The 11,805-nt window shown below is 65.3% G+C and carries 9 protein-coding genes; 5 read left to right on the forward strand and 4 right to left on the reverse strand.

Annotated elements, in window-relative coordinates:
* A partial coding sequence (locus tag L880_RS0121910) for a branched-chain amino acid ABC transporter substrate-binding protein (RefSeq protein ID WP_043330242.1) occupies positions 1 to 636 on the reverse strand: 636 nt, incomplete at its 3' end.
* A 467-nt stretch (positions 637 to 1,103) separates the two neighbouring features.
* Between L880_RS0121910 and L880_RS0121915 the strand changes: the two genes are divergently transcribed.
* Complete coding sequence (locus L880_RS0121915; protein WP_027477501.1) at positions 1,104 to 2,141, forward strand: porin; 1,038 nt, start codon at positions 1,104 to 1,106, stop codon at positions 2,139 to 2,141.
* A 101-nt stretch (positions 2,142 to 2,242) separates the two neighbouring features.
* Here L880_RS0121915 and L880_RS0121920 read toward each other — a convergent pair whose 3' ends face one another.
* Complete coding sequence (locus L880_RS0121920) at positions 2,243 to 4,570, reverse strand: xanthine dehydrogenase family protein molybdopterin-binding subunit (RefSeq protein ID WP_027477502.1); 2,328 nt, start codon at positions 4,568 to 4,570, stop codon at positions 2,243 to 2,245.
* Between the two features lie 288 nt (positions 4,571 to 4,858).
* Here L880_RS0121920 and L880_RS0121925 point away from each other — a divergent pair, with 288 nt between their 5' ends.
* Complete coding sequence (locus L880_RS0121925) at positions 4,859 to 5,281, forward strand: cupin domain-containing protein (protein ID WP_027477503.1); 423 nt, start codon at positions 4,859 to 4,861, stop codon at positions 5,279 to 5,281.
* A 53-nt stretch (positions 5,282 to 5,334) separates the two neighbouring features.
* Here L880_RS0121925 and L880_RS0121930 read toward each other — a convergent pair whose 3' ends face one another.
* On the reverse strand, positions 5,335 to 5,991 hold the full coding sequence (locus L880_RS0121930) for a glutathione S-transferase (RefSeq protein WP_027477504.1): 657 nt from the start codon (positions 5,989 to 5,991) through the stop codon (positions 5,335 to 5,337).
* Between the two features lie 110 nt (positions 5,992 to 6,101).
* Here L880_RS0121930 and L880_RS0121935 point away from each other — a divergent pair, with 110 nt between their 5' ends.
* Both L880_RS0121935 and L880_RS0121940 read left to right on the forward strand, forming a co-directional pair.
* Positions 6,102 to 7,322 carry a polyhydroxyalkanoate depolymerase gene (locus L880_RS0121935; protein WP_027477505.1) on the forward strand — a complete coding sequence of 407 codons (1,221 nt, stop codon included), beginning with the start codon at positions 6,102 to 6,104 and terminating at the stop codon, positions 7,320 to 7,322.
* Positions 7,323 to 7,406: 84 nt separating this feature from the next.
* Positions 7,407 to 8,423 (forward strand): PDDEXK nuclease domain-containing protein, encoded by a 1,017-nt coding sequence (locus L880_RS0121940; protein ID WP_084461526.1) that lies wholly within the window; start codon positions 7,407 to 7,409, stop codon positions 8,421 to 8,423.
* Positions 8,424 to 8,438: 15 nt separating this feature from the next.
* On the opposite strand, the gene mdeB is transcribed toward L880_RS0121940, so the two are convergent.
* Positions 8,439 to 11,084, reverse strand: a complete 2,646-nt coding sequence (mdeB, locus tag L880_RS0121945) for an alpha-ketoglutarate dehydrogenase (RefSeq protein WP_027477507.1) — start codon at positions 11,082 to 11,084, stop codon at positions 8,439 to 8,441.
* A gap of 104 nt (positions 11,085 to 11,188) precedes the next feature.
* On the opposite strand from mdeB, the gene L880_RS0121950 reads away from it, so the two are divergent.
* Positions 11,189 to 11,662, forward strand: a complete 474-nt coding sequence (locus L880_RS0121950; RefSeq protein WP_027477508.1) for an Lrp/AsnC family transcriptional regulator — start codon at positions 11,189 to 11,191, stop codon at positions 11,660 to 11,662.
* The last annotated feature ends 143 nt before the right edge of the window (positions 11,663 to 11,805 follow it).

Genomic DNA, 11,805 nt, shown 5'->3' on the forward strand with positions numbered 1-11,805 from the left:
GGCCATGAAGTCGGTGGCCTTGTCGGTGGTGAACTGCTCGTCCACCACGGTGATGCCCTTGCTGGCGGCGATCTTCTTGAACACATCGGCCACGCCCTGGCCGTAGGCGGTGCGGTCGTCGATCACGGCCACGCGCTTGAGCTTCAGGGTGTCCGCAGCGTAGAAGGCCAGGCCGGCGCCCAGCGCATTGTCATTCGAGATGATGCGGTAGGTGGTCTTGTAGCCGGGCTTGGTCAGGTTGGGGTTGGTGGCGGCACCGGTGATGTGCGGGATGCCGCAGTCGTTGTACACCTTGGCGGCCGGGATGGTGGTGCCCGAGTTCAGGTGACCAACCACGCCGGCGACCTTGGCGTCGCACAGCTTCTGTGCCGCTGCGGTGCCTTGCTTCGGATCGGCTGCGTCGTCTTCAGCGGCCAGTTCCCACTTGATCTTCTTGCCACCGATCACGATGTTTTGCGTGTTCAGGTCTTCAACGGCCATGCGGGCGCCGTTCTCGTTGTCCTTGCCGTAGTGGGCCTGGGCACCCGACATCGGGGCGACGTGGCCGATCTTCACGACCTGAACGTCTTGTGCCGAGGCAGCGCCTGCCAGAACTGCCAGTGCGGCAACAGCGGTAAGTGTCAACTTCAATTGCATGGATGAACTCCGAATCAGTAATAAACGCCGATAGAAGGCGGCGGTGGAAGGTATTTCAATTTCCGGGCCAGCTTTGTCGGGAGATGCCCTTAAAGCCCTCTTGCATCACTTCGATTCATGGACCAGCAGCTGCGTTAATAGATCCGACACCGATCTGCCGCCCGTTCCGTTGGAAGTTTCGAATCCACGTCTGCCGCCACGCCGGCACAGCCGCCCGCCAAGCATCAGAAAAAATGATGTCACTTGAAGTGCGCTAATTGGCATCAAGCTGTAACAAAAACCCCACAGACCGAAGTTACGAAATGCAAACCTGTCTCTAAAATCCGCCACCTGTCGTCAAAGACATTTATTTGTGGGCGAAAAACCATTTCGCCTCATCTTGGTGCCTTCCTGGTCGGATGCACCCAGACGCGGCGCGATGCGGCCCCTCTGACTCACCCCTGCCCCACCTGAACACAGGATTTGCAATGAAAAAGACATTTCTGATGACCGCCCTCGCCCTGAGCATGGGCTCGGCCTTTGCTCAATCGAGCGTCACCCTGTACGGCGTGATCGACACCGCCTACCAGCACCAGACCAATGCCACCGCCGCGGGCGGCAACCTGAACGCAGTCACTTCGGGCTCGATCAGCGGCAGCCGTTACGGTTTCAAGGGCAAGGAAGACCTGGGCGGCGGTCTGTACTCGCTGTTCACCCTGGAAGCTGGCTTCAACCCCAATGATGGCAGCCGCGGTCAAGGTGGCCTGGCTTTCGGTCGTCAAGCCTTCGTGGGCCTGGGCGGTGACTTCGGCCAGCTGACCGTGGGCCGTCAGTACACCCCGCTGTTCGAGCACTATGGCAACTTCGACCCGCTGTGGGGCATCTCCAACGTGAACGAGTCGGGCTTCTACCTGGCCTACGGCACCTTCCGTCAGAACAACGCCGTTCGCTATGCCAAGAACATCGCCGGCGTGAACTTCGCCGCCATGCACGGCTTTGGCAACGTGTCGGGTTCCACCTCGGCCGGGCAGCTGAACGGCCTGCAAGCCAACTACACCGCCGGCCCCCTGCTGGTGGGCGCGGCTTACCAGAAGTTTGACGTGAACGCCTCGGCCAGCACCAACCTGGGCAGCACCTCCAACGCCATGATCGGTGCCAACTACGGCTTCGGCCCGGCCCGCGTGTTCTTCAACTACATGGACACCAAGCTGAGCACCGGCGCCAAGAGCGACGTCGCCACCCTGGGCGTGAACTACGAAGTGGCCCCGCTGGTGGGCCTGGTGGGTACGTACTACAACGACAAGACCAAGTCGACCACCAACGTGAACGGCAGCCGCAACACCCTGGCCCTGGGCCTGACCTACTCGCTGAGCAAGCGCACCATGGTCTACACCTATGTGGATCGCTCCAAGCAAAACAGCGGTTATTCGGCGACCGCCATCTCGGCCGGTTCGGACCTGTTCGGCGCCCCGACCACGCTGACCACCCGCTCCAACCTGATGGTGGGCGTGCGTCACGCCTTCTGATCGGCCCGCCCGATCGGACCCGCGATCGCCGCTGCCCGGCACCCGGGTCCTGGTTTCTCCAAGTTCAAGCCCCTCGCAGCCGCGAGGGGCTTTTTTCATGGTCAGGCCGCCTCGGTTTGCAAGAGGGCCCACAGCCGACTCGACGACAGCGGCATCTGCAGTCTTGGTGCCGCATCGGCATGGCCAGCCCGCGCCAGGGCATCGGCCACGGCATTCACCAAGGTGGGGGTGGCGCCGATGGTGCCCAGTTCACCCACGCCCTTGACACCCAGAGGGTTGTTCTTGCATGGGGTGGATTCGTCCATCGTGGTGCGGAAATCGGGCGCCAGATCGGCCCGGGGTGCTGCGTAATCCATCAGGCTGCCGGTGACCAGTTGACCGGTTTCGCGGTCGTACAACAGGTGCTCGCTCATGGCCTGCCCCAGGCCTTGCACCGCCCCGCCGTCGAGCTGTCCACGCACGATGAGCGGGTTCACCACCCGCCCCACATCGTTGACCGAGGAGTAGGCCACCACCTGCAAGTCACCCGTCTGCGGATCCAGCTCCACTTCGCAGACATGGCAGCCATTCGGCCAGGTGGGGCCCGACACCGTGCTGGTCGAGTCGATGTGGATGCGCTGCTCGCTCTGGGCCCGTGCCAGTGCAAACAGGTCGATCCCCAGATCGGTGCCTTTCACACTGAAACGACCGCCTTCATAAGAAATGTCTTCGGCCGCCACCTCCAGCTCGGCCGCCGCCAGGGTCTTGGCATGCTCGATGGTGCGCTCGGCCCCCACCCGCACGGCCGAGCCGCCAGTGAACAGCGAGCGTGAGCCCGCACTGCCAAAGCCGTCGCCTCGGTCGGTGTCGCCCAGCACCACGCGCACCTGGGTGATCGGCACACCGAACACATCCACCACCAACTGCGCCAGCGTGGTGGCAATGCCCTGGCCCATGGCGTTCACCGCCGAGAAGACCTCGATGGTGTCGTCCGGCAGCACCGTCACGGTGACGCGTTCCTCGAACACATTGCCCCCCGTCCACTCCAGGAAGGTGGCGATGCCCTGGCCGCGCAGCAGGCCCTTCTGACGCGAAGCCGCCGCCCGCGCCTCGAAGCCGGCCCAATCGGCCTGGGCCAGGGCCTGGTCCATGACCTTCTCGAAGCAGCCGGTGTCGTAGGTCTGCCCCATGGGGTTTTTGTAGGGCATCTGCTCGGGCTGGATGAAGTTGCGACGACGCAGGGCGACCCGGTCGATGCCGGTCTGCCGGGCCGCCTCGTCCATCAGGCGCTCCATCGTGAAGATGGCCTCGGGCCGGCCTGCACCGCGGTAGGCCCCGGTGGGCGCGGTGTTGGTCAGCACCGCCTTGAAATGGAAGTCGATGGTCTGGATGTCGTACACGCTGGTCTGCACCCAGGGGCCGATCAACAACTGGATGGCCACCCCGGTGCCGGTGGCATAGGCCCCCACATTGGCCAGCGAGCGCAGCCGCAGGCCCAGGATCTTGCCGTCGGCGGCCAGGGCCAGCTCGGCCCGGGTCTGCAGATCACGGCCATGGCTGGACGACAGGAACTCCTCGCTGCGCTCGGCCACCCATTTCACGGGGCGCTGCAGGCGCTGGGCACTCCAGGCCACCACCATGTCTTCGGGGTAGGCCCCCGTCTTCATGCCGAAGCCGCCGCCCACATCGCCCACCACCACCCGCAGGCGCTCGCGCGGCAGGCCCAGCACGGCGATCAGGGTGTCACGCACGCCCGAGGGCATCTGGGTGCTCATGCGCAGGGTCAGGCGCCCATCGGCAGGATCGGGGTAGGCCAGCACGGTGCGCGGCTCCAGCGTGAGGGCCGCCAGGCGCTGGTTGACCACCTCCAGCGCCACCACATGGGCGGCCTGGGCAAAGGCCGCGGCACAGGCGGCCGGGTTGCCATGCTGCATCTCGGCCGCGATGTTGTCGGGGGCCTCGGGGCACAGACTTGGGGCGCCCGCGCTGATGGCGTCGTCGAGGTTCACCACCATGGGCAACTCGTCGTATTCAACGAACACCGCCTCGGCCGCATCTCGGGCCTGCTGGGGCGTTTCGGCCACCACCGCCACCACGGCCTCGCCGACATAGCGCACCCGCTCGTGGGCCAGCGGGTGGCGCGGTGGCGAGGCCGCCACACCATCGGCCCGCTTGAAACCGGCGTTGCCCGGCAGCGGCTTGACGCCGGCCTGCACCAGATCAGCCCCGGTGTAGACGCCCAGCACCCCGGGCAGACCCAGCGCCCCGGAGATGTCGATGCTCACGATGCGCGCATGGGGGTAAGGCGAGCGCTGAAACGCCAAATGGGTCTGGCCGGGCAGGCTGAAGTCGTCGGCATAACGGCCTGCCCCCTTGAGCAGACCTTCGTCTTCGAGGCGCAGCACGGCCTGGCCGCTGCCGAATCGGGCAAAGGAAGTGGGTGTGTTCACGGATTTGTCTCACTGGTTGGGGCTTTGGAAACAGGATGCGGAAAACGGGAAATGCACCGCCGACCACTCTAGCCAATTCCCGCCCATCCTGCTGTCACGCGCCTCGCGCCGGGCCCTCCGTGTGCCCATCAGGCACCGATCTGGCGCAAAACACCCCGAAAAATGCCCCACAACCCAGGAATGCTTCGTGCTTGATGCTGCATCGCAGCAATACCCCCGTGGTGTGCGATCGAGTGACATCACGCGGGGTCTTCTGGCCTCTTTTCCAACCCTCGATAGGAGCCTTTCATGCTGGACCGAACCTCAACCCTGTTCTCCCACGTCAAGCCTGGCGACAACGACTACGTCAGCGGCGGATTGCGCGACTTCTTCCTGTACCGGGACCTGGGCGTGGCCGCGGCCACGCACGGCAAGGTGATCGCCCACCTGGTGAAGGCCAACATGGCGCCCGAAGCCGGCACGGGTTGGCACCGGCATGAGGCCGATTTCCAGATCGTCATCATGCTCAAGGGCTGGGCACGCTTCATGTACGAAGACCAGGAAACCCTGGTGCAGGCCGGTGACTGCGTGCACCAGCGCCCGGGCATCCGGCATTACCTGTTCGACTACTCACCCGACATGGAGTACCTCGAGATCGTGTCGCCGGCCGATTTCAAGACGGTGGACGTGCCTGCCGTCTGCCCCATCCCGGCGCCCACCCCCTGGGCGTGAAGCCCGGCATGCACCCGCCTGGGGCGGGTGCACCGGAGCCGGGCACCCAAGGGTCAGAACTCGGCGTCCAATTCGTCGATCTCATCGGGCTCCAGGGCCGCGGCCGCCACCCACTCTTTCATGGCGGGCAGGGCCATGATCGTCTGGCAATAGGCGGCACACACCGGGTCCAGCGCCACGTCGTAGGTCAGAAAACGGGTCACCACCGGCGCGAACATGGCGTCGGCGATGCAGGGCTGGGCACCGAACAGATAGGGGCCGCCATAGCGCTGCAGGCACTCGGTCCAGATGGTGGTGATGCGGTCGATGTCGGTCTGCGCGCGCGACCACAGCTTGAAGCCCGGGAAATGCGCCTTGATGTTCATGGGCAGGGACGAGCGCAGCGCGCTGAAGCCCGAATGCATCTCGCCACAGATGGCCCGGCAATGGGCTCGGGCCGCGCGATCGGCCGGCAACAGGCCGGCATGGGGCTTGATTTCGTTGAGGTATTCGCCAATGGCCAGGGTGTCCCACACATAGAGGCCATCGTGGTCCAGGGCCGGCACCCGCATCGACGCCGACAACAGCAGCATCTCGGCCTTCATGTCGGGGTCGTCGGGCGAAATCACCTTTTCGGTGAAGGCCAGCCCCGCCAGCTTCGCCATCAGCCAGCCGCGCAAGGCCCAGGCACCGTAGTTCTTGCTGCTGATCGTCAAAACCGCTTTGGCCATGGCTTGCTCCTGTTGGTCCAGCGGCTGTGCAAGCCCCGTGCCATGCCGCCAGCCCTGGGCCTTGGCCCGCAACTTGCCTTCGCCCCGGCAACACCCACCGAAAGATTGCCATGCTGTATCAGGCCTACCAACTCCAGTCTGACCTGATGTCCCCGCTGCGCCTGATGGCCCAGGCCGTGGGCTCGGCGTTCATGGTGCCCGGCACCGAACGCACGGTGCTGCGCCAGATGGCGGCCGCCGGCGAGGTGTTCTCGCGCCTGAGGCTCACGCACAGCCGGCCGGCCTATGGCATCGAGGCGGTGCAGATCGGCGAACAGCGCGTGGCCATCACCGAGCGGGTGGCGCACACCCTGCCCTTCGGCACCCTGCTGCACTTTGCCAAAGACCCGGCCGCCGGCCTGCCCACCCAACCGCCGGTGCTGCTGGCCGCGCCGCTGTCGGGCCACTTTGCCACCCTGCTGCGCGAAACCGTGCGCACCCTGCTGCAGGACCACGACGTCTACATCACCGATTGGCACAACGCCCGCGACGTGGCCCTGCGCGAAGGCGCTTTCGGGCTGGACGACTACATCCGCTACATGATGCTGTTCCTGCAGCACATCGGCCCCGGCACCCACCTGGTGGCCGTGTGCCAGCCCTGCGTGGCGGCCTTGGCCGCCACCGCCTTGCTGGCCGAAGACGACGACCCCGCCCAGCCGCGCAGCCTGACCCTGATGGCCGGCCCGGTGGACTGCCGCGTCAACCCCACCGAAGTGAACCGCCTGGCCACCAGCAAACCGATCGAGTGGTTTGAAAAGAACCTGATCAGCCATGTGCCACTGCCGCACCGCGGCTTCATGCGCCGCGTGTACCCGGGCTTCGTGCAGCTCAGCGCCTTCATGAGCATGAACCTGGAGCGCCATCAACAATCGTTCGAGCACCTCTACCAGCACATCCTGGAAGGCCGGCTCGACGAGGCCGACACCATCAAGACCTTCTACGAAGAGTACCTGGCGGTGAACGACCTGCCCGCCGAGTTCTACCTGGAGACGGTGGAGAAGGTGTTCCAGACCTACGACCTGGCCGTGGGCCAGCTCCACTACCAAGGCCGCCGCGTCAACCCCGCCGCCGTCCGGCGCACGGCCCTGCTCACGGTCGAGGGGGAGCGCGACGACATCTGCGCCATCGGCCAGACCGTGGCCGCACAAGACCTGTGCAAAAGCGTGCGCCCCTACCTGAAGAACCACCATGTGCAGACCGGCGTGGGCCACTACGGCGTGTTCAGCGGTCGCAAGTGGAACCAGCAGATCTACCCCCGGGTGCGCGACAGCATCCACGCCAGCCTGGGCTGAGCCCCTGACCCGTCCAGCACTGGCAGCCAACACCTCGGCGCCAGCCTCTGGGCCTCGACCGGGAGGAGGGGCACAGTGGGGCCCATGCCCGTGAAACACCACCCACAACCCATTCACAGCACGCTTGAAACTGACGAATTTCGAGTTGTCCTGGCATTGATCTCCCAGGCCAGGCAGCAGGCTGTGCAAGCGGTGAACACCGCGCTGATCGATCTGTATTGGCAGATCGGCGGCATCATCAGCCGCAAGATCGCTTCAGCCGAATGGGGAACGGGTGTGGTCGACAAACTCGCCCATCGAATTGCCCAAGAACACCCGGGGCTGCGCGGCTTCACCCGACCCAACCTTTTCAGAATGCGGCAATTTCATGAGGCCTATCGCGATGCACCAACAGTCTCACCACTGGTGAGACAAATACCCTGGTCACACCATCTGCTCATACTGGCCCAGAGCAAACACCCCGAAGAAAAGCTGTTCTACCTGCAGATGACAGCCCAGGAATGCTGGAGCAAACGGGAACTCATGCGCCAACTCAAAAGTGCCTTGTTCGAGCGCCGCATGCTCAGTCCCGTCAGGGCAACTGCCGCACTCAGTCACCACCACCCTCAGGCTTTATCCGTCTTCAAAGACAGTTACCTGGTCGAGTTTCTGGGCCTGCCAGCGCAGCACAGTGAAGCCGATCTGCACGCGGGCCTGCTGGCCCAGTTGCGCGACTTCTTGATCGAACTGGGACGAGACTTCTGTTTCGTCGGCACACAGTTTCCCTTACAGGTGGGTCGACAAGACTTCGCGATTGACCTACTGCTCTTTCACCGGGGCTTGAACAGCCTGGTGGCGATTGAGTTGAAAGTGGGTCGATTCGAACCGGAACATTTAGGCAAGCTCAACTTCTACCTGGAGGCCCTGGACCGAGACCATCGCAAGCCCCACGAAAACCCCGCCATTGGCGTATTGCTGTGCGCCAGCCAGGACGACGAGGTGGTCGAATACGCGCTGAACCGCAGTTTGTCACCCGCCATGATCGCCCAGTACCAGACCCAGTTGCCCGACAAGAAACTGCTGCAACGCAAGCTCCAGGAGTTGCTGAGCCGACAGGATTGATGAAGTCCTCTGTGCTCAGCCCACCACCTGCCGCGCCACCCGCGCCACCTGGGCGGCGTCCACGCCAAAGAAGGCACGCAAGGCGGCTCGGGTGTCGCTGCGGCCGAAACCGTCGGTGCCCAAGGTGACATAGCGGCGCCCGGCCGGCACCCAGGCGCGCACGCTCTCGGGCACGGCGCGCACGTAGTCGGTGGCGGCAATGACCGGGCCTTCGGTGTCGGCCAGCAGGGCCGTCAGCCACGGAGTGCCGGGCTCGGATTCACCGGCCAGGGCCCGGGCCTCGCAGGCCTGGCCGTCACGGGCCAGTTCGCTCCAGCTGGTGACGCTGATCACGTCCACACTGAAACCCTCGGCCGCCAGTTGTTGCGCGGCCTTGACCACCTCGGTGAGGATGGCGCCCGAGCCGAGCAGGGTCACCTTGTGGGTGGCCGTGCCGGGGATGCGCTGCAGCCGGTAGGCGCCGCGCAACACGCCCTGCGACGCGCCTTCGGGCAGGTCGGCTTGGGCGTAGTTCTCGTTCATCAGGGTGAGGTAATAAAAAACGTCTTGCTGCTCGACCAACATCTCGCGCATGCCCTGGTCGATGATCACGGCCAGCTCGCCCGCGTAGGCCGGGTCGTAGGCCTTGCAGTTGGGGATGGTGGCCGCCACCAGGTGGCTGCTGCCGTCCTGGTGCTGCAGGCCTTCGCCGCCCAGCGTGGTGCGGCCCGAGGTGGCACCCAGCAGAAAGCCGCGGGCGCGCTGGTCGGCCGCGGCCCAGATGGCGTCGCCCACGCGCTGAAAGCCGAACATCGAGTAATAGATGTAGAAGGGCAGCATGGCCAGGCCGTGCACGCTGTAGCTGGTGGCCGCCGCCGTCCAGCTGGCGATGGCGCCGGCCTCGCTGATGCCTTCTTCGAGGATCTGGCCGTCCAGGGCCTCGCGGTAGCTCAGCACCGAGCCGATGTCTTCGGGGGCATAACGCTGGCCCACGCTGCTGTAGATGCCCACCTGCTTGAACAGATTGGCCATGCCGAAGGTGCGCGCCTCGTCGGCCACGATGGGCACGATGCGCGGGCCCAGCTGCGGGTCTTTGAGCAGGTTGCCCAGCATGCGCACAAAGGCCATGGTGGTGCTCATCTCCTTGCCCTCGGGCTGCAGGGCAAACTGCCCGTAGCGGGACAGCTCGGGCACCGGCACCACCGCGCAGGCGGCTTCGCGGCGCGGCAGGTAGCCCCCCAGGGTGGCCCGGCGCTGCTGCAGGTAGCGCATCTCGGCACTGTCGGGCGCAGGCTTGTAAAAGGTCAGCGACCTGGCCTGCTCATCGCTGAGCGGCAGCTGGAAGCGGTTGCGGTACTCGATCAGGTCGTCTTCGTCGAGCTTCTTCTGGCTGTGCGTGGTCATCTTGCCTTGACCGGCCGTGCCCATGCCATAGCCCTTCTTGGTGTGGGCCAGGATCACGGTGGGCTGGCCGCGGTGCGCAGCGGCCGCGGCATAGGCGGCGTGGATCTTGACCAGATCGTGCCCGCCGCGCTTGAGGCGGTCGATCTGCTCGTCGGTCAGGCCCATGGCCAGCGCGGCCAGTTCGGGGTTCTGGCCGAAGAAGTTGTCGCGGTTGAAACGGCCGTCCTTGGCGGCGAAGGTCTGCATCTGACCGTCCACCGTGGCCGACAGGGCGCGGGCCAGGGCGCCGGTGATGTCGCGCGCAAACAAGCCGTCCCAGTCACTGCCCCAGACCAGCTTGACCACGTTCCAGCCGGCGCCGGCAAACAGGCGCTCCAGTTCGTCGATGATGCGGCCGTTGCCGCGCACCGGGCCATCGAGCCGCTGCAGATTGCAGTTGACCACCCAGACCAGGTTGTCCAGGCCCTCGCGGGCGGCCAGGGTCAGGGCGCTCATGCTCTCGGGCTCGTCCATCTCGCCATCACCGAACACGCCCCACACCTTGCGCCCACTGCAGTCCAGCAACTGCCGGTGCGACAGGTAGCGCATGAAACGCGCGTGGTAGATCGAGCTGATCGGCCCCAGGCCCATCGAGCCGGTGGGGAACTGCCAGAACTCGGGCATCAGCCACGGGTGGGGGTAGCTGCTCAGGCCCTGGGCGCCGGCCGCCGGGGCCGAGATCTCCTGGCGGTAGTGCATCAGGTCGGCCTCCTGCAGGCGGCCTTCGAGGAAGGCGCGGGCATACACCCCGGGGGCACTGTGCGGCTGGAAGAACACCAGATCACCGCGGTGCTGGCCCGGGCCCAGGCCCTGGCGCGCATGGAAGAAGTGGTTGAACCCCACCTCGAACAGGTCGGCCGCGCTGGCGTAGCTGGCAATGTGACCGCCCAGCTCGGCCGAGCCGCCGGTTTCCACCTGGTTGGCGCGCACCACCATGGCCAGGGCGTTCCAGCGCATCAGGGAGGCGAGTCGCTCCTCGACGGCCAGATCACCCGGGAAGGGCGGTTGCTGCCCCACCGGCACCGTGTTCACATAGGCTGTGTTGAGCCCGGGGCGCCAGCCGGTCTGGTGCGCCCGGGCCAGGCGCGCCAGCTCGTCCAGCACGAAGCGGGCGCGCTCCGGCCCCTGGGTCTGCACCAGGGACTCGAAGGCCTCACGCCATTCGGCGGTCTCGGTCGGGTCGGCATCGGGGAGGCCATCACTGAGCTGCAGGAGACGGGGGTCGGCAGGTGCGTTCATAGCTCGGTACTTTAGAGAAATGGCCGCAGAATGAGCCGCCAAATCAAGCCACAAAAACACATCAACGCAGCACAATATGCTGCACAACCAAAAATACCAAGCACATGAAGCTCGACACCCTGGACCTTCGCATCCTGGCCGAACTGCAGGCCGATGGCGCCCTGTCGAACGTCGAACTGGCCCGACGCGTGCATCTGTCGCCCTCGCCCTGCCTGGCCCGCGTCAAGGCGATGGAGCAATCGGGCGTCATCTCGCGCTACGTGGCGCTGGCCAGTGCGGCGGCGCTGGGGCTGGGGCTCAATGTGTTCATCTCGATCAGCCTGCGCACCCAGAGCAAGGCCGCGTTGGCCGACTTCGAGCAGCGCATCTGCGAGCACGACGAGGTCATGGAGTGCTACCTCATGACCGGCGACAGCGACTACCTGATCCGCGTGGCCGTGACCGACATCGCCGCCCTGGAGCGCTTCATCCTCGAACAACTCACGCCGATTCCGGGTGTGGAGAAGATCCGCTCCAGCTTCGCCCTCAAGCAGGTGCGCTACAAAACCGCCCTCCCCTTACCCGCCGCCGGTCGCTGATAAGGGAAAACGAGACATATGACCTTGACATAGCGCCTATTTCCATCTTGTAACAATTTTTTGATTCACCCAGAATGGGGCTGTCCGAACCGGTGTCGTCGGGTCCGTTCCAGGAAGGCCGCCAATCATGCAGGGCAGGGGAG

It is taken from the genome of Curvibacter gracilis ATCC BAA-807, assembly GCF_000518645.1.
GTDB lineage: Bacteria > Pseudomonadota > Gammaproteobacteria > Burkholderiales > Burkholderiaceae_C > Curvibacter > Curvibacter gracilis.

Coding starts and splice junctions, on each gene's coding strand:
- L880_RS0121940 (WP_084461526.1), top strand. CDS start 7,407: ATGCCCGTGAAACACCACCCACAACCCATTCACAGCACGCTTGAAACT.
- L880_RS0121925 (WP_027477503.1), top strand. CDS start 4,859: ATGCTGGACCGAACCTCAACCCTGTTCTCCCACGTCAAGCCTGGCGAC.
- L880_RS0121950 (WP_027477508.1), top strand. CDS start 11,189: ATGAAGCTCGACACCCTGGACCTTCGCATCCTGGCCGAACTGCAGGCC.
- L880_RS0121930 (WP_027477504.1), bottom strand. CDS start 5,991: ATGGCCAAAGCGGTTTTGACGATCAGCAGCAAGAACTACGGTGCCTGG.
- L880_RS0121915 (WP_027477501.1), top strand. CDS start 1,104: ATGAAAAAGACATTTCTGATGACCGCCCTCGCCCTGAGCATGGGCTCG.
- mdeB (WP_027477507.1), bottom strand. CDS start 11,084: ATGAACGCACCTGCCGACCCCCGTCTCCTGCAGCTCAGTGATGGCCTC.
- L880_RS0121935 (WP_027477505.1), top strand. CDS start 6,102: ATGCTGTATCAGGCCTACCAACTCCAGTCTGACCTGATGTCCCCGCTG.